16 protein-coding genes, 1 tRNA gene and 1 pseudogene are annotated in these 17096 nt (G+C 62.0%); 15 read left to right on the top strand and 3 right to left on the bottom strand.

Going from position 1 to position 17096, the window contains the following annotated elements; translation table 11 throughout:
• Positions 1-10: 10 nt before the first annotated feature.
• Genes H5P29_RS18810 through xth form a run of 4 tightly spaced genes read left to right on the top strand, consistent with a single transcriptional unit; the run spans position 11 to position 3382 of the window.
• On the top strand, positions 11-883 hold the full coding sequence (locus H5P29_RS18810) for a Ku protein (RefSeq protein ID WP_154386493.1): 873 nt from the start codon (positions 11-13) through the stop codon (positions 881-883).
• Positions 880-1968, top strand: coding sequence for a tetratricopeptide repeat protein (locus H5P29_RS18805; protein ID WP_185910131.1), 1089 nt, complete (start codon positions 880-882; stop codon positions 1966-1968). Before H5P29_RS18810 ends, H5P29_RS18805 begins: the two co-directional genes overlap by 4 nt.
• Complete coding sequence (locus tag H5P29_RS18800; RefSeq protein ID WP_154386492.1) at positions 1969-2607, top strand: alpha/beta family hydrolase; 639 nt, start codon at positions 1969-1971, stop codon at positions 2605-2607.
• Positions 2608-2611: 4 nt separating this feature from the next.
• On the top strand, positions 2612-3382 hold the full coding sequence (gene xth / locus H5P29_RS18795; RefSeq protein ID WP_154386491.1) for an exodeoxyribonuclease III: 771 nt from the start codon (positions 2612-2614) through the stop codon (positions 3380-3382).
• 46 nt (positions 3383-3428) lie between these two features.
• On the opposite strand, the gene H5P29_RS18790 is transcribed toward xth, so the two are convergent.
• Both H5P29_RS18790 and H5P29_RS18785 read right to left on the bottom strand, forming a co-directional pair.
• Positions 3429-3707, bottom strand: coding sequence for a DUF2218 domain-containing protein (locus H5P29_RS18790; protein WP_154386490.1), 279 nt, complete (start codon positions 3705-3707; stop codon positions 3429-3431).
• Between the two features lie 224 nt (positions 3708-3931).
• Positions 3932-4723, bottom strand: coding sequence for a GGDEF domain-containing protein (locus H5P29_RS18785; protein WP_154386489.1), 792 nt, complete (start codon positions 4721-4723; stop codon positions 3932-3934).
• A 372-nt stretch (positions 4724-5095) separates the two neighbouring features.
• Here H5P29_RS18785 and H5P29_RS18780 point away from each other — a divergent pair, with 372 nt between their 5' ends.
• The 3 genes from H5P29_RS18780 to H5P29_RS18770 all read left to right on the top strand — a co-directional run bounded on the left by H5P29_RS18780 (position 5096) and on the right by H5P29_RS18770 (position 7396).
• The gene (locus H5P29_RS18780; RefSeq protein WP_246786992.1) at positions 5096-5428 is read left to right on the top strand and encodes a helix-turn-helix transcriptional regulator; all 333 of its coding nucleotides are present in this window, start codon (positions 5096-5098) and stop codon (positions 5426-5428) included.
• On the top strand, positions 5421-5903 hold the full coding sequence (locus tag H5P29_RS18775; protein WP_182574142.1) for an SRPBCC domain-containing protein: 483 nt from the start codon (positions 5421-5423) through the stop codon (positions 5901-5903). Before H5P29_RS18780 ends, H5P29_RS18775 begins: the two co-directional genes overlap by 8 nt.
• Before the next feature lie 305 nt (positions 5904-6208).
• Positions 6209-7396 (top strand): IS481 family transposase, encoded by a 1188-nt coding sequence (locus H5P29_RS18770; protein WP_067956582.1) that lies wholly within the window; start codon positions 6209-6211, stop codon positions 7394-7396.
• 43 nt (positions 7397-7439) lie between these two features.
• On the opposite strand, the gene H5P29_RS18765 is transcribed toward H5P29_RS18770, so the two are convergent.
• Positions 7440-7529, bottom strand: a tRNA-Ser gene (locus tag H5P29_RS18765).
• A 635-nt stretch (positions 7530-8164) separates the two neighbouring features.
• Between H5P29_RS18765 and H5P29_RS18760 the strand changes: the two genes are divergently transcribed.
• From H5P29_RS18760 to H5P29_RS18725, 8 genes and pseudogenes are all read left to right on the top strand, one after another.
• On the top strand, positions 8165-9460 hold the full coding sequence (locus H5P29_RS18760; protein WP_154384204.1) for a septal ring lytic transglycosylase RlpA family protein: 1296 nt from the start codon (positions 8165-8167) through the stop codon (positions 9458-9460).
• 150 nt (positions 9461-9610) lie between these two features.
• Complete coding sequence (locus tag H5P29_RS18755; protein WP_154384266.1) at positions 9611-10744, top strand: D-alanyl-D-alanine carboxypeptidase family protein; 1134 nt, start codon at positions 9611-9613, stop codon at positions 10742-10744.
• A gap of 113 nt (positions 10745-10857) precedes the next feature.
• Entirely contained in the window at positions 10858-11529 is a 672-nt protein-coding gene (gene tmk, locus H5P29_RS18750; RefSeq protein WP_067961936.1) for a dTMP kinase, read from the top strand.
• Positions 11526-12581 (top strand): DNA polymerase III subunit delta', encoded by a 1056-nt coding sequence (locus tag H5P29_RS18745; protein ID WP_154384203.1) that lies wholly within the window; start codon positions 11526-11528, stop codon positions 12579-12581. Before tmk ends, H5P29_RS18745 begins: the two co-directional genes overlap by 4 nt.
• Positions 12582-12667: 86 nt before the next feature.
• Positions 12668-14209 carry a methionine--tRNA ligase gene (metG, locus tag H5P29_RS18740; protein ID WP_154384202.1) on the top strand — a complete coding sequence of 514 codons (1542 nt, stop codon included), beginning with the start codon at positions 12668-12670 and terminating at the stop codon, positions 14207-14209.
• A gap of 11 nt (positions 14210-14220) precedes the next feature.
• Complete coding sequence (locus H5P29_RS18735; protein ID WP_154384201.1) at positions 14221-15003, top strand: TatD family hydrolase; 783 nt, start codon at positions 14221-14223, stop codon at positions 15001-15003.
• A gap of 4 nt (positions 15004-15007) precedes the next feature.
• On the top strand, positions 15008-15823 hold the full coding sequence (locus H5P29_RS18730; RefSeq protein ID WP_067961930.1) for an MBL fold metallo-hydrolase: 816 nt from the start codon (positions 15008-15010) through the stop codon (positions 15821-15823).
• Between the two features lie 261 nt (positions 15824-16084).
• Positions 16085-17032, top strand: a pseudogene (locus H5P29_RS18725) (IS30 family transposase).
• Positions 17033-17096: the final 64 nt, after the last annotated feature.

The following is a 17096-nucleotide window of genomic DNA, read 5'->3' as shown; positions in this document are numbered from 1 at the left end:
GGAGACAAGCATGGCACCAAGGGCAAGTTGGAAGGGGTATCTGAAACTCAGTCTGGTCAGCTGCCCGGTGCGGCTGTACCCGGCGACCAGCACGAGCGAGCGCATCAGCTTCAATCAGCTGCACAAAGACACGCACAACCGCATCAACATGAAGCCTGTCGATCCGGAACTCGGTCTCGTCGAACGCTCCGACCTCGTCAAAGGCTACGAATACGAAGACAAGAAATACATTATCATCGACGAAGCTGACATCGACAGCGTCAAGATCGAATCCAATCACACGATGAACATCGAAGCCTTCGTCGATGAAGACTCCGTCGACGTGATCTATCAGGACGCGCCCTATTATCTTGCCCCTGACGGCGCGATGGCCGAGGAGACCTTCGCCGTGCTGCGCGAGGCCTTGCGCAAATCGGGCAAGCTCGCCATCGCCCGCCTGGTCCTGTCCAGCCGTGAGCGCGTGGTGACGATCGGCGCACGTGAGAACGGCATGTTCGTCTGCACCTTGCGCAATCCGAGCGAAGTGCGTGGCACGTCTGAATATTTCGGCAACATTCCCGCTGGCAAGCCGGACCCGGAAATGTTGGAGCTGGCCGAAGCGCTGATCAAGCAGAAGCTGACGACATTCGATCCGAAAAACTACGAGGACCGCTACGAGATCGCCTTGATGAAGATGATCAAGGAGAAGCTGAAGGGGCACAAGCCGATCATCGCGGCGGCTCCAGAGCGTGGCAACGTCATCAACCTGATGGATGCGCTGAAAGCCAGCCTCGGCCAGGCCAAACCGCCGGCCAAGAGCAAGACCAAGGCCGAACCGGCAGAGAAGCCCGCAGCCAAACTTTCGGCCGCTGGCAGCGGCAAGGCAGCGAAAGGCAAGAAGTGACGGCACTTTCGGGCAGGATCTTTGGCCTGGTCGGTGCGCTTGCCGCCTTTCCCAGGCGGCTTGCCGTGCGCGAGGTCGCTCGACAGGGCGGTGAACTGCAGCATGGCGTGACGCGGCGGACGACGCATGTCGTGGTCGGACGTATGTTGCTCGCCAAGCTTGACGAGGCGCAATTGGAGGCGCGGCTCGACGCCGCGCTTGCCTCCGGTCGACCGGTGCTCAGCGAAAATGGCTTCCTCCGCGCGCTTGACCTGCTCGATCGGGCAGATGGCGCGGAGATGACCCGACAGTCGCTGATCGAGCAGTCGCGCATCGAGCCGCACGCCTTCGACTTCCTGTCGCTGTTCGACGCCTTCGAAGGCGACAGCGAGCCCTATGCGTTTCGCGACCTGATCCTGGCCCGGAAATATGCCGGGCTTTTGGCCAGCGGTGCAACCTGGAGCGCCATTGCCAGGTCGGTCCGCCGTTCGGGTGCCGTCGCGTCGCTCAGCGCGTTGTCGTTGCATGCCGACGGCAAGGACTCGATCTATGCCCGTCTTGGTGAAGACCTGGCCGAACTGGACGGCCAGCGGCTGTTGCCGTTGGGACGCCCAGGCGATGCCGAACTCGAGGATATGTTCGCGCTCGCCGAACAGGCGGAGGAGGGTGGTTCTTATGCCGAGGCGGCGGCGCTCTACGCACGCTGCCTTGCCGCCGATCCGAGCGACAGCGTCGCGGCATTCAACCGCGCCAACTGCCTGCGCGCGGCCGGCAACAGCCAGGAGGCGATGCAGACCTATCTCAGGGCGATCAAGCTCGACCCGAAATTCGTCGAAGCCTGGTTCAACCTCGGCGGGCTGTTTGCCACCGAAGGCAAGGTGCACACCGCACGGCGCCACCTCAAAAAGGCGGTGGCGCTCGACCCGACCTACGCCGATGCGATGTTCAACCTCGCCAACCTCGAATATGAGGCCGGCGACCTGGCCGAAGCCAGGCGCTGGTGGTCGCTTTATCTTGAGCTCGACGGCACGTCGGAATGGGCCAAGACCGCCGCCAAGGGCATCCAGTATGCCGATCTGCATCTCAGGGAACGGACGGCAAGCTAGATGGCATTGCATTTTCTTTTCGACGGGCCGGAAGACGCTGCCGTCACCGTGCTTCTGGCTCACGGCGCGGGCGCGCCGATGGACTCGGCGTCGATGACGGCCGCTACCAGCGCGCTTGCCAAGGTCGGCTTTCGCGTGGCGCGCTTCGAATTCGGCTACATGGCGGCGCGGCGGAGCGAAGGCGCACGAAAGCCACCGCCAAGGGCGGAAACGCTGAACCCCGAATACAAGGCAGCCGTTGACCAACTTGCCGCCAAGGGTCCGCTTGTCATCGGCGGCAAGTCGATGGGCGGGCGTGTCGCCAGCATGGTCGCCGACGAATTGTTTGCGTCGGGCAAGATCGTCGGGCTCCTGTGCCTTGGCTATCCGTTCCACCCTCCGGCCAAGCCGACGCAGTTGCGCACCAGACATCTTGCGGCACTGAAGACGCCGACGCTGATCGTTCAGGGCACACGCGACGAGTTCGGAACGGTCGAGGAAGTTCCCGGCTATGAGCTGTCTGAGCGCATCGAGCTGCTGTGGCTTGAGGATGGCGACCACGATCTCAAACCGCGCAAGAGCATTTCCGGCTTTTCCGCCGCGGATCACCTGAAAACGCTGGGCGAAGCGGTCGCCGGCTGGTCGGCCCGGCTGACCTGACCGAATGAAGATCGCCACCTTCAACGTCAACAACGTCAACCGCAGGCTCGAAAACCTGCTGGCTTGGTTGAAGGAAGCAAAACCCGATATCGTATGCCTGCAGGAGCTGAAGGCGGCGGACACACAGCTGCCGCGTTCGGCCATCGAGGCGGCGGGTTATGGCGCGGTCTGGCGGGGACAGTCGACCTGGAACGGCGTGGCGATCCTCGCCCGCGATGCGGAGCCGGTCGTGACACGCTGGGAGCTGCCCGGCGACCCCGACGACCGCCAGGCCCGCTATATCGAGGCTGCGGTCAACGGCGTGCTGATCGCTTCGCTCTATGCGCCGAACGGCAATCCACAACCGGGGCCCAAATTCGATTACAAGCTGGCCTGGCACAGCAGGCTCAACGCCCATGCGGCAACGCTGCTTGCGGCCGATGTTCCGGCGGTGCTTGCGGGCGACTTCAACGTCGCGCCCGAGCCCCGCGACGTCTACGCAACCAAATCTTACGACGACAACGCTCTCGTCCAGCCCGAGAGCCGTACCGCCTTCAGGCAATTGCTCGATCAGGGCTGGACCGATGCCATTCGCAAGGCCTTTCCCGCCGAGGTGGTCTACACCTTCTGGGACTACAGGCGAAACCGTTGGCCGCGCGACGCCGGCCTGCGGCTCGATCATCTGCTGCTCAGCAAGAAGATGGCCAGGCGCCTGACTGGGACTGGCGTCGATCGCGATATACGCGGCCGCGAAGACGCGAGCGACCATGCCCCGGTTTGGATCAGCACGAGGTAGCCGGCTTGCGGCTACCTCGTGACCGGTGGATGGATTGCTCGATCGCTCAGGCCGGGCGCCACTCGAATTTCAGTTCCTCGCGGAAGGCGAAACGCACGATATGGTCGACAACGACCTGTTCCATGCGGGGCAGGTCTTCGGCCTCGACATTGACCGTCAGCATATGGTCGTCGGCGCGCAGGTCGACAACACGTCCTTCGCCAAGGTCGATGCGGCCTTCAACAGGTGAAAAGTCGACTGAAAACTTGTGGCTCCAGTGCTTGCAGAGCTGCTGCAAATAGCGGCTGGCGTGTTCGGTGGCGACTGATGCAGTCGATCTGGGCATGATTGTCCTCGGAATGATTGTCACCCTGGGCGCCGACAGGGCGGATGTAGTCTCGCGATTTCGTCAGAAATGCGAGGCCGGGGCGCTGTGCATGGCAAGGTGGCTCTGCGCGATACGCCTTGCACTGTCGCAGAACGAAGGGAAATCCGGCAGAACGAGTTGATGTTTAGAGCCAGCGCCTGTTCCGAAGGGCTGGCGGTCGCCTTATGAGAGACCGTACCGCTTCAGTGGAGCGAAGGGCGGGAAGGCGAGGAGCCTTGCCGGAGGTGGGCATATTCGATGCGGTTGCGTCCCTTCTCCTTCGCCGCCTGCATCTGGCGATCGGCAGTGAGCAGCAGCTCGTCGGCGGTCGCGTCGGTTTCAAACAGCACGGCGCCGACACTGACGGTCAAGGGCCAGGTCAAACCGCCGGCAACGGGTTCGAAACTCGCCTCGGCAACCGCATTGCGGATACGCTCGGCAACTTTCTCGGCATTCGCCTTGGTCGCTCCGGGCAGGTAGACGGAGAACTCGTCACCGCCGATGCGCCCGACAAGATCGCCGCTTCGCACCGAAGCACGGATGATTGCGGCGATCGCGCTGAGCGCCTGGTTGCCGGCGGCATAGCCGATCTGCTCGTTGAGGCGTCTGAGATGATCCATGTCGATCACCAGCAGCGCGCCCGGCCGCCGCTCTGTCGCAGAGCTCGTTGCAATGACGTCGATTGCCGCGGTGAACAACGGGCCGGTAAGGCATGACGTTAGGCTGTCATGCGCCAGCTCCTGGGCGTATTTTTGCTTCAGCGAGGCGTTTTCGGTCAGGCTCAGGCCCAGCAGCACAAGCAGGGGGGCGATGAACAGCAGTGGCAAGACAAAAGCGTTGACCGCGTCACGCCAGAGAATTTCAGCATCCACGCCGGCAAAGACAAGGACACGGAAGCCCAGTCCGACGATTACGAACAAAAGCGCACCAGCCAGGGTCAGAAGCGCGACCTGGCCCCACCGGCGCTGTGTTATTGCATTCAGTCTGTCTAGCATGCGTACCCAGCCGAAAGTCTTTCCAAGGATTTGAACCTTACTGCCATATCTACGTAATACGCGCGGCGAGGGGGCACTTTGACCGAGAGGCCACAGTTACGAAGTGTTATGGCTAAGGGAGGGTTAAGGACCACTTCGGAAACTGACCGGCGTGCCTTGCTGGCATCTAGCCTAACAATAGCGATGTTTCGGGATAAGCCCCGTGGCGGACCGTAGCCGATGAAGCAGAGAACTACGTTCCTCCACTCGGCACGAGCGCCGCTTGGTTAGGCGCTCCGCGCGCTTGACAAGCGGGACAGCGTCCGCATAATTCACCCAAAAGGATGAATTATGCGCTACGAAGGACCATCGGCTTACCTGGACAGGACGCTAATGGCGCTCGCCGATCCTGTTCGGCGGCGCATATTGCAGCGATTGGGGGCCTCAGAATCCCGCGTCACCGATGTTGCCGCCGAGTTTTCAATCTCGCTGAACTCGGTGAGCAAGCACATCCGTCTCTTGGAGCGAGCGAGGCTCATCGAGCGGAATGTGTCCGGGCGTGAGCACATACTTCGCTTCCGCCCCGAGCCGCTCTCTGAGGTTCAACAATGGATCGCGGCTCAGCAAGCCTTCTGGGCGAGCCGGCTTCAAGCCATCGACGATCTTTTGACGGCCGAAGATACGGCGAGTGAGATACCACCTCGCAAGGAGAAGAAGCGTGTCTAGAACCATTGAAGCGAAGACGCGCCATGAGTTCAAGGCGTCTGCCGAGCGCGTATTCGATGCATGGCTTGATCCGGTAAAAATGCGGTCCTGGGCGGCGCAACCTGTTCCGGGAATGCCCTCATTCGATATTCGTAGGGTCGAGATCGACGCGCGAGTCGGCGGCAAGTTCACCTTTTCAGATATGCGGGAAGACGGCGAGGCAGTCCATTGGGGCTACTACCTCGAAATCGATCGCCCCCGGAAGCTTGTCTTCACATGGTTCACCTCGGAGGAGGAAGAACAGGAGAACAACTCCCTCGTCACCCTGACAATCGAACCTCTCGACAACGGATGCCGAGCGACCATCGTGCACAGTATGGACGAGCGCTGGGCCGAATGGGCGAAGCAGACAGCGGCTGGCTGGGCCTTCATGCTGCGCCAGATCGACTTGTATTTCGGGGCGGAAGCAAACTGCGACCAGAGCAGCGTCCAGTAGGCGGGTATGCATTGCGAGGCGCCCCGCAACGGGTCACAATCCTGCGATGCCCGCCCGGATCAAGCCCGCACGACCTCGTGCAGCTATCCTCTATGAATAGGGGGTATCTCGCGCACCTACCGTTAACGGCCTAGCGTCGCGAAGACATTTCGAACCCGCGGGGTTCGCGAGCCCGAGCTGGCATCGCGCCCCATCGGAGCCGTTAGCGAAGCAAACCGGCGTGAGACAATGAGCGACCCGAGACATAGGTGACGTTTCGTACCGGACACATGGGTAACACTTTTGGCTTTTGGCCGGAGGTGTTGATGCCGTGGAAGGAGAGTTCGGTGATGGAGGAACGTCTTCGTTTTGTTGCGCGGCTTCTGGATGGCGAGGGCATGAGTGATGTGTGCCGAGAGTTCGGGATTTCCCGCAAGACCGGCTACAAGATCCTCAACCGCTACAAGGACGACGGCCTGGAGGCGCTGACCGACCGGTCACGGCGGCCGGTCCGCTATGCCAACCAACTGCCCTGTCAGATCGAGCAGGCGATTGTGAAGGCCAAGAAGGACAAGCCGCACTGGGGCGCCAGGAAGATCCGTGAGCTTCTGGTGCGCAAGCTGGCCGGCGACGTTCGGCTGCCGTCGACGAGCACGGTCCATGCCGTGCTCGACCGCCACGGCCTTGTCACGCGCGCCCGTCAGAGGCGGCGCTGCAAGGCCGAGGGCACGCCGCTGTCGGCGGCATGCTGCCCCAACGATCTGTGGTGTGTCGATTTCAAGGGCGAGTTCAGGCTCGGCAATCGCCAGTACTGTTACCCTTTGACGGTGACTGACCAGGCCTCGCGCATGATCCTTCTGTGCGAAGCCCTCGAATCAACGCGGGAGGTGCCCGTCGTCGAAGCCTTCGTGAGGTTGTTCAAGCAGCGCGGTCTGCCGGCGGCGATCAGAAGCGACAACGGGCTGCCCTTCGCCTCTCCCAACGGGCTCTACAATCTGTCCAGGCTCTCGGTCTTCTGGCTGCGGCTGGGCATCGACATCGAGCGCATCAAACCCGGCAACCCGCAGCAGAACGGCAGGCATGAGCGTATGCACCGGACCCTCAAGCAGGAGACGACCCGGCCGCCGGGCATGAACATTCTACAGCAGCAGGCCAGGTTCGATGCATTCGTCAGCGAATTCAATGCCGAACGACCGCACCAAGCGATCGGCATGAAGGTGCCGGACGAACTCTATAAGCCCTCTTCAAGAGCCTATGAGGGGCTGCCAGACCTGCATTACCCCTTCCATGACCGCGACATCCTCGTCACCGCCTGTGGCCGCATCTGCATGCACCGCAAGAAGATCAATATCTCGACCGTGCTCGCCGGCCAGAGGCTCGGAATCACTGAAGTCGACGACGCCATTTGGCTCGTCTCCTTCATGCACTATGATCTTGGCTATATCGACCTCGAACAGAGGACCCTGCAGACCATCGACAACCCGTTCGGCACGAGGTTGTCACCCATGTCTTAGGTACAAACTGTTACCTATGTCTTCGGGCTGTACACAAAGGAACTGGCGGAGAGAGTGGGATTCGAACCCACGGAGAACTTGCGCCCTCGACGGTTTTCAAGACCGTTGCCTTAAACCACTCGGCCATCTCTCCAAACCATTGCAGCCGCTGTGCTATTTGCCTGGTCCGATACGGTCGGATCGGCTGGTGCGCAGGGCTTGCAACCATCTGGTCACGAGTGCCGCGTTTATAGCTTTCCCTAGCTCGCCGTCAACGCCGCGAATCTTAAACAAGATGAGAAACGCCCAACATCGTCATTGGGCGGCAAGTGGCGCATCCGGCTTCGGCGAACCGGTTGGCAACACTGCGCCGCAACCCTGGCGCACGCAATCGCCGATCTGCACGGCGCTTCGACAACGCTGGAAGACAACAAACCCGGCTCCTGCCATCGGAACCCAAACAGCCAATGAGGCCGCTTCAGCTGTCGAAGTGGATTATCTTCTTGTTATGTTTTTTGTCATAATGACCTGAAAATAATAGCTTTCTTACGCTGCGACGCTGCGCTTGTTCTGCCACGACGAACTTGGTTGAAGTCAAGTTACTCGAGGGCAAGCGCCGTAATTGTGCCACAATCTCGCCCGTTTCGGACCACAGTCGATTAATAGGCTGGCAAGCATTACCTGCGCACATAGGGGACTGGGGATACGTGCGCGAGCTGACTCCACATAAGCGTAACGGCGCTGCGCCTTTGGCGGCGCCGGAGTAGACTGGCAGGGGACTTCACGACAATGCAGAACTCGACGCGGACGCGCCTTGGGCGCGCAGCCACGATCAGCATTCTCGCAGCGACCGCTGTGTTCATTGCCGGCTGCGCCTCCCAGAAGCCGACTTCCGTCGCCAGCAAGAAGCGCTCCAAGGAATATTTCGCCGAGTCCGAATATGGCGTGAAGGCAAGTCCGCGCGTGACGACGGCGATGTCGAACCTGCCGCGCGGCGGCGGCCGCGACCAGACCGGCAAGCCCTACAAGGTGCGCGGCAAGTGGTACTATCCCAAGGAAGACAAGAACTACGCCGCAATGGGTCGAGCCTCATGGTACGGCGACGCCTTCCATGGCCGGCTGACCGCCAATGGCGAAATCTACGACATGACGCATCTGACCGCGGCGCACCCGACGATGCCGCTGCCGAGCTATGCCCGCGTCACCAACACCAAGAACGGCAGTTCGGTGATCGTGCGCATCAACGATCGCGGGCCTTATTCGAACGACCGTGTCATCGACCTCTCCAAGCGCGCCGCCGAGATGCTCGACTATGCCCACAGCGGCACGGCCAAGGTGAAGGTCGAATATGTCGGCCGTGCACCGCTCGACGGCCGCGACGACCAGTACCTGCTTGCATCCTACCGCCCGGGCAAGGGCATGGCCGATCCGAGCAATGACGGCCTGCCAGCAGGCGTGATGATTGCCATGAACGGACCGACGCCGAACATTGGTGTCGGGCAGGCGGCGGCGTTTCCAGGCACGATGACCAATACAGCACCGGCCGCTGTCCAACTGGCCAGTGCTCCGGCCAACAGCCTTGCGGCTCAGGCGGTCCAGTTCGAGCAGCCAGCCATGGCGGCACAGGGACAGGGAATGATCGACGTGGTGCTGCCGGATTTCGGGCCGATCGCGCCGGAACGTCCTGACGGCATGATGGTGCCGCAGACCCGCGTGGCGCTTGCCACCATGGGTTACGCCAGCGAGACCGCAAGCGGAGCGACCAGGGCTTTCGCCGCACTGGAACGCAAGGCGATGACGTCAAGCGACATCGTCGATTCCTGGAAGCGCCTCAATCCGGGCCCGCGCGCCGAACAGAAGCTCGACACCTATGTCGCCGCCGGCACTTTCGAGGACGGCGCGGAAGCCCAGCGCGTCGCCAAGGCGCTTTCTGCCTATGGCCGCACCCTGGTCGAGCAGTCCGATTTCGAAGGCAAGACCTGGTATTCGGTCGACCTTTATCCCGATGGCAAGACCTCGATCGACGCCATGCTGAAGGCGGCCTGGTCGCATGGCGCACCCGACGCGTTTGCGGTTCACGATTAAGGCATTCGCGCCTGCGGAGCTGTGGCTATCTGCCCCGCCACGGTTGATCCCATCGATCGAAGACTGATAGGTTCACGACGCTCGACCGGAACGGGGCCGAACGGGGCAGTATCTCTCATGAATTTCAGACTATCCGCGCCGCTCAGCTTGATGATCGGCTTGCTTGCAGCGCTTGCCTTCACAGGACAGGCTGAGGCTCAGTTGTTCGAAACGAAGGCCACCCAAGCCTACATGATCGATGCCGAAACCGGCACCGTGCTGTTTTCGAAGGATCCCGACAAGCCGATGGCTCCGGCCTCGCTGGCCAAGCTGATGACCATGGAGGTGGTGTTCAACGCCATCAAGTCGGGCCGCTACAAGCTCGACGACACCTTTGCAGTGAGCGAAAACGCCTGGCGCACCGGTGGCGCCGCATCGCGCGCCTCGACGATGTTTGCCGCGGTCAAGTCGCAGATCCGCATCGAGGACCTGATCCAGGGCGTTACTGTACAACTCGCCAATGACGGTTGCATCGTGCTTGCCGAAGGCATGGCCGGCTCCGAGGCCAATTTCGCCCTGCAGATGACCGAACGCGCCCGCGAGATCGGCCTGGAGAAGTCGACATTCGTCAATTCGACCGGTTTGCCGGCGCCTGGCCAGACCACCACTGTGCGTGAGCTCGCCACGCTCGGCCTGCACATCTGGCGCACCTATCCCGAGTTCTACCGCTACTACAGCCTGCCGGAGTTCAACTGGAACAAGATCCTGCAGCGCAACCGCAACCCGCTGATCACCATGGACATCGGCGCCGACGGCATGGCGGCCGGATTCACCGAAGGCGAGGGTTTTGCCATCGTCGGCTCGGTCAACCGAGAGGGCAGGCGGCTGTTTGCCGCCATGGCCGGCCTTGCCAGCGACCGCGAGCGCTCGGAGGAAGCACGCAAGCTGCTCGACTGGGGCATGCGATCCTTCGAGAAGTCGGAGATCTTTGCCGCCAACGAGACAGTCGGCGAAGCGCAGGTGTTTGGCGGCACCAGATCGCATGTCGCGCTGGTGGCCCAGAAGCCGATCTCGCTGTTTTTACCGATTACCAATCGCGAGCGGCTCGTGGCACGCATCGTCTATGACGGCCCGGTGGCAGCTCCGATTGCACAGGGAACGCCGATCGGCTCGCTCAAGGTCTGGATCGGCGACACGCTGAGCCAGGAAACCCCGCTCTATGCCGCAGAGGCTGTCGAAGTAGGTTCACTGCAAAGCCGCGCCCTCGACGCGGTCAAGGAACTCGCGGTCGGCTGGCTCAGATAGTTCGGGTGGACCTTTGCGGCTCTCGACGCTAGAGCTTCGGCACCTACATAAGATATGCCGTGAGGCCGTTCGTGCGGCATGACGTGCGGTGCAACGGACAGAAAGGCATTGGATTGGCGCGCGGCTTCTTCATCACATTCGAAGGCGGCGAGGGCGCAGGCAAGTCGACCCAGATCGAACGCCTGGCCAGCAAGCTTCGCGACAAGCGCTATGACATTCTGGTTACGCGTGAGCCCGGCGGCTCGCCCGGAGCCGAAGCGGTGCGCCATGTGCTGCTGTCGGGTGCCGCCGAGCCATTCGGGCCGGAAATGGAAGCGCTGCTGTTTGCTGCCGCGCGCTCCGACCATGTCGAGCAAGTGATCCGACCGGCTGTCGAGCGTGGTGCCATCGTGCTGTGCGACCGCTTTCTCGATTCGTCGCGTGTCTACCAAGGGGTTACGGGCGACCTCGATCCCGACTTCATGGCGGCTGTCGAGCGCGTGGCAATCAATGGCATGATGCCCGACATGACGCTGATCCTCGATCTCGACCCAACCGAAGGCCTTCGGCGCGCCACTGCCAGGCGCGGACAGGATGTGGCCGACCGTTTCGAGAAGGAGACCGTAGAGATCCACCAGCGCCGGCGCGAAGCCTATCTGGCGATTGCCGAGAACGAACCTGAGCGATGCATCCTGATCGACGCATCGAGGGATCAGGAAGAGGTCGAGCACCAGATAACCGACGCCGTCTTCGCCGCCCTTGAAGCGCGCGCCACGGCGGGCAGCCGGGCGAGGGCCGACGCCTGATGTTCGAACGCCTCGCCCCCGAACAGCACGATACGCTCGACGGCATTGCCGAGCCGGCCGAAAACCCGCGCCTGTTCGGCCATGAACAGGCGGCCGCGATGCTGACCGCGGCCTATCGCTCGGGCAAGCTGCCGCATGCCCTTATCCTCGCCGGCCCGATAGGCATCGGCAAGGCGACACTGGCCTTTCACCTCGCCAATCATCTGCTGCGTCATCCCGACTATCGCAGCGCGCCCGAAGAGCTCGCGCATCCAGACCCGAAGTCGGGACTGTTCCGCCAGGTTGCCACCGGCGCGCATCCTTCGGTGCTGCACCTGACGCGGCCGCAGAACGACAAGACCAAGGGTTTCAAGTCGGTCGTGACAGTCGACGAGATCCGAAAAGTGTCGCGTTTCCTGTCGATGACCTCGCATGATGGCGCCTACCGTGTCGTCATCGTCGATCCGGCCGACGACATGAACACCAATGCCGCCAATGCGCTGCTCAAAAACCTTGAAGAGCCGCCGGCGCGTACACTGTTCGTCCTGATCGTCCATGCGCCCGGCAGTCTGCTGCCGACGATCCGTTCGCGCTGCCAGACCATCCGCCTGACCCCGCTCGACGACAATGCGCTGCTGGCAGCCCTTGCCGGCACCGATCAGCCGGCGCCTGACGAGCCGGAGGCGCGCGCGGCACTGGTGCAGCGGGCAGGGGGCAGCGTGCGCGCTGCCATCCTGCTCACCCAGTATGGCGGGCTGGAGATCGCCGAAGCGCTTGACAGGATCGTGCGGTCCGGACGCAACGACATCGGCGCCGCGCACAAGCTCGCCGATGCGGTGGCGGGCAGGGACAGCGCGATCCAGTTCGACGTCTTCAATCGCCGCGCGCTCGACCTGCTGGCGGATACGGCGACGCAAGCTGCCTACAACTCCGACCTTTCACGGGCCAACACCTTGTCCGATGCTTGGCACGACGCGCAAAACGCGATATCCGAGACCGAGACCTACAATCTCGACAAGAAACAACACGTCCTGGCCATGATCGACCGCTTGAATGCCGCATTGCGAATGTGACGCTCGTCCGAGCCGGATGGCAAACGCCATGCCGATGCGTTGTCTGACCGCGACCCTTTCAATCCGACATTCATGACGGCCCACCCATGTCCCGCGAAAAATTCTACATCACGACCGCGATCTCCTATCCCAACGGCAAGCCGCATATCGGCCACGCCTACGAGCTGATCGCAACCGACGCTCTTGCCCGCTTCCAGCGCCATGACGGCAAGGATGTCTTCTTCCTCACCGGCACCGACGAGCACGGCATCAAGATGCTGCAGACGGCCAACCGCGAAGGCATCACCGCGCGTGAACTGGCAGACCGCAATTCGAACGAATTCAAGAAGATGGCAATACTTCTGAATGCGTCGAACGACGATTTCATCCGCACCACCGAAGAGCGTCACTATGCTGCCTCCCAGGCGATCTGGAAGGCGATGGCTGACAAGGGCGACATCTACAAGAGCAGCTATGCCGGCTGGTATTCGGTGCGCGACGAAGCCTATTACGGCGAGGAAGAGACCGAAGTCCGTCCCGACAATGTGCGCTATGGCCCGCAGGGCACGCCGGTTGAATGGGTCGAGGAGGAGAGCTACTTCTTCCGCCTGTCGGCCTATCAGGACAAGCTGCTGGCGCTCTATGACAGCAAGCCCGACTTCATCGGCCCCAACGAGCGCCGCAACGAAGTTGCGAGCTTCGTCCGTTCGGGTCTGAAGGACCTGTCGATCTCGCGCACGACATTCGACTGGGGCGTGCCGGTGCCCGGCGACGACAAGCACGTGATGTATGTCTGGGTCGACGCGCTGACCAACTACATCACGGCGCTCGGCTATCCGGACACCAGCGCCGAGAAGTGGGCTTACTGGCCTGCCGTTCATATCATCGGCAAGGACATCGTCCGCTTCCATGCCGTCTACTGGCCGGCTTTCCTGATGTCCGCCGGCATCGAGTTGCCGAAGAGGGTGTTCGGCCACGGCTTCCTGTTCAACCGCGGCGAGAAGATGTCGAAGTCGCTCGGCAACGTCGTCGATCCGTTCACCATGGTCGAGCATTATGGCCTCGACCAGGTACGCTACTTCCTGCTGCGTGAGGTTCCGTTCGGCCAGGACGGCAGCTACAGCCACGAGGCAATCGTCAACCGCACCAATGCGGATCTCGCCAACGACCTCGGCAATCTTGCGCAGCGCTCGCTGTCGATGATCGCTAAGAACTGCAATGGCGTGGTGCCGCAGCGCGGCGAATTGGCGGAGGCCGACAAGGCGATCCTCGACCAGGCCGTGGCGGCGCTGGCGACGGCGCGCAAGGCAATGGCGGAGCAGGGCATCCACCACGCCCTCGCCGCGATCTTCGCCGTCGTTGCCGAGGCCAACCGCTACTTCGCGGCACAGGAGCCCTGGGCACTGAAGAAGACGGACCCGGCGCGCATGGAAACGGTGCTGTGGACCACGGCCGAGGTGATCCGTCGCGTCGGAATCATGTGCCAGCCGTTCATTCCGGCCTCGGCAACCAAGCTGCTCGACCTGCTTGCAGTCACCGACCGGGACTTCGTCCATGTCGACGCCGCGCATGCGCTGGTCTCGGGTGCGGCTCTGCCGGCTCCCCAGCCGGTGTTCCCGCGCTATGTCGAACAGGCGACAGAAAGCTGAGGCCGGCAGAAATGTTGGTCGACAGTCATTGCCATCTCGACTTTCCTGACTTCACTGAGGAGCGCGCTGATATCATTGCGCGCGCCAAGGCGGCGGGCGTCGAGCGGATGGTCACGATCTCGACGCGCGTGAAGCGATTCGAGCAAATCCTTGCGATTGCTGAGGAATACGACGAAGTCTATTGTTCCGTTGGCACGCATCCGCACAACGCCGCCGAAGAACTGGACGTCACCACGGCGGATCTGGTCAAGCTGTCAGCGCATCCGAAAGTGGTGGCGATCGGCGAGGCCGGCCTCGATTATTTCTACGACAAGGCGCCGCGTGACGCACAGGCGCAGGGCCTGCGCGTCCATATCGCAGCGTCGCGTGAAACCGGATTGCCGCTGGTCATCCACGCCCGCAACGCCGACGATGACATGGCTGCTATCCTCAGGGATGAAATGGGGAAGGGCGCATTCCCCTTCATCCTGCACTGCTTCTCGTCAGGGGCCGAGCTGGCGCGCATCGGCGTCGCGCTTGGCGGCTATGTCTCGTTCTCCGGCATCCTGACGTTCAAGAACTCGGCCGAGCTGCGCGAAATCGCCAAGGACGTGCCGCGCGACCGGCTGCTGGTCGAAACCGATGCGCCATACCTTGCGCCGCCGCCGCATCGCGGCAAACGCAACGAGCCGGCATTCGTGGCGCAGACGGCTGCAGTGCTGGCCGAAACCATCGGTGTCAGCGCAGCTGAAATCGCCGACATCACCACAGCCAACTTCTTCCGGCTGTTCACCAAGATGCCGAGGCCAGCCTGACGCCATGGCCGACGTGCTGCGCCTTACCATTCTGGGTTGCGGCTCGTCGCCAGGGACGCCGCGCATCACCGGCGACTGGGGCGCCTGTGACCCGACAAACCCGAAGAACAGGCGCACCCGCGCGGCCGCCATGGTCGAGCGCATTTCCGACACCGGCGTCACGCGCGTCGTCATCGACACGGGGCCGGATTTCCGCGCCCAGATGCTGGCCGCCGGCGTTCGCCACATCGACGGTGCGGTCTACACGCACCCGCATGCCGACCATATCCACGGCATTGACGACCTCCGGGGCTATGTGCTCGAGCGCGGTAGCCTCGTTGATATCTGGGCCGACGTTTTCACGCTCGACAGGCTGAAACAGGCATTTGGCTACTGCATCGAAACGCCGCCGGGCAGCTCATACCCACCAATCGTGCGGCCGCATGCGATCGCGCACGACCAACCATTCGTCATAACGGGAGAGGGGGGTGCCCTCACCTTTCTGCCGCTGCCGCAGATCCATGGCGACATCATCTCGCTCGGCTTCCGTGTCGGGCCTCTGGCCTATTGTTCCGACGTCAGTGACTTCCCTGATGCGACGGTCACATTGATGATGGGCCTGGAACTGCTCGTCGTCGACGCCTTGCAGCATAGGCCGCATGTCAGCCATCTGTCGCTCTCGGAGGCGTTGGAGTGGATCGGGAAGCTCAAACCAAGCAAGGCCGTGCTGACCCATATGCACGTGCCGCTGGACTACGCCGCCGTCATGGACGCCACGCCGGCACATGTCGAACCGGCCTATGACGGCATGACGATCGAAATGCCATTTTCGACAGAGTGATAAGCTGACAGTTTGACGCGCGCCTGAGTGGCATCGCAGCCGGCCAATAACGCGCATTGCGGCGAATGCGTCCAAGCCGATCGTCAGCCAAGCTTGCAGAGACGACCGGGAACAGCAAAAACCCAGCTAATCGGCGTTTCTGAAAGGTAGAATTGTTCCATAATCTATCTTATGCGACTTAAATTTGTAGCCGGGTGGGTTCTACCTTGAAGTGCGACTTTGCTGCGATACCAATGGGTTATCGCACGCAAGGAACCGCAGATGAGACGCACCTACTCCCAGATCGATTTGGATGAACGCCGTAAGATCGAGCGCTGGCGCCAAGCCGGAGTAAGTGTCGACGCGATCGCTGAGAAGCGCGGACGCCATCGCTCGACGATCTTCCGCGAGATCGCGCGGAACAAGTTCGAGGATCGGGAGATGCCCGATCTGACCGGCTACTTCTGCGATATCGCAAGCTTGTTCGACATCCGCAGCTCCAGGCCGCAATCATCGAGCGGATCAAACATGGTTGGTCGCCGGCGCAGATAGCCGGCCGGTGGCTTGCGAGCGCAGCAGCGTCCGCGTCTGCCACGAGACGATCTACCGCTTTGCCTATTCCAGTGACGGCCGCGACATGAAGCTCTGGCGCCACCTGCCGGAAGCGCGTGCCAGGCGCCGGCCGCGCTATGCGCGGCGTCGCCATGGCCGACGGTTCAGCCCGGAATTGAGTATTTTGCACCGTCCTGACATCGTCCGGGACAGAAAACAGCTGGGGAACTGGGAATGCAACCTGCTGCAATTCCGCAAGAAGTTCGGCAAGATCAATGTGACGTCACTGGTTGAACGGGTCAGTCGCTTCACGGTCTTCCTGCGCAACAACGACCGTCAGTCAAACCGATCATGGATGGATTGATCGAGGCGCTGGCGCCCCTGCCCGCTGCAGCACGTCGTTCCATCACCTTCGACCGCGGCACGGAATTCACCGACTGGCCCTACCTGCAGGCCGGCCTCGGTGTTCAGCGACCCACAGTCTCGATGGCAGAAAGGTACCGTCGAGAACACCAACCGGCGCGCTCGCAAATGGCTGTCGCGTGACACCGACTGCCCTTCGATGACCGCCACCTCAAGCAAGCGGGTGCTCATCTCAACGCGACACCACGTAAATGTCTTGGCTTCAGAACGCCAGCGGAAGTGTTCAGGCACAAGCTTCTGGCTGCCCGGCGATGAACCAGCTACCTTGCCTTGGCTCAAAGTCGCACTTTGCCCAGAACTCACAATGCGAACGTCACGA

The sequence above is a fragment of the Aminobacter sp. MDW-2 genome, from assembly GCF_014250155.1.
GTDB lineage: Bacteria > Pseudomonadota > Alphaproteobacteria > Rhizobiales > Rhizobiaceae > Aminobacter > Aminobacter ciceronei.
The sequence above is the reverse complement of the archived record's forward strand: the minus strand, read 5'-3'. Positions and strand labels throughout refer to the sequence as shown.

Coding starts and splice junctions, on each gene's coding strand:
- H5P29_RS18790 (WP_154386490.1), bottom strand. CDS start 3,707: ATGCCCAGATCGACTGCATCAGTCGCCACCGAACACGCCAGCCGCTAT.
- H5P29_RS18770 (WP_067956582.1), top strand. CDS start 6,209: ATGCCGTGGAAGGAGAGTTCGGTGATGGAGGAACGTCTTCGTTTTGTT.
- H5P29_RS18780 (WP_246786992.1), top strand. CDS start 5,096: ATGGCGCTCGCCGATCCTGTTCGGCGGCGCATATTGCAGCGATTGGGG.
- H5P29_RS18785 (WP_154386489.1), bottom strand. CDS start 4,723: ATGCTAGACAGACTGAATGCAATAACACAGCGCCGGTGGGGCCAGGTC.
- H5P29_RS18755 (WP_154384266.1), top strand. CDS start 9,611: ATGATCGGCTTGCTTGCAGCGCTTGCCTTCACAGGACAGGCTGAGGCT.
- H5P29_RS18800 (WP_154386492.1), top strand. CDS start 1,969: ATGGCATTGCATTTTCTTTTCGACGGGCCGGAAGACGCTGCCGTCACC.
- H5P29_RS18760 (WP_154384204.1), top strand. CDS start 8,165: ATGCAGAACTCGACGCGGACGCGCCTTGGGCGCGCAGCCACGATCAGC.
- xth (WP_154386491.1), top strand. CDS start 2,612: ATGAAGATCGCCACCTTCAACGTCAACAACGTCAACCGCAGGCTCGAA.
- H5P29_RS18735 (WP_154384201.1), top strand. CDS start 14,221: ATGTTGGTCGACAGTCATTGCCATCTCGACTTTCCTGACTTCACTGAG.
- H5P29_RS18730 (WP_067961930.1), top strand. CDS start 15,008: ATGGCCGACGTGCTGCGCCTTACCATTCTGGGTTGCGGCTCGTCGCCA.
- metG (WP_154384202.1), top strand. CDS start 12,668: ATGTCCCGCGAAAAATTCTACATCACGACCGCGATCTCCTATCCCAAC.
- H5P29_RS18810 (WP_154386493.1), top strand. CDS start 11: ATGGCACCAAGGGCAAGTTGGAAGGGGTATCTGAAACTCAGTCTGGTC.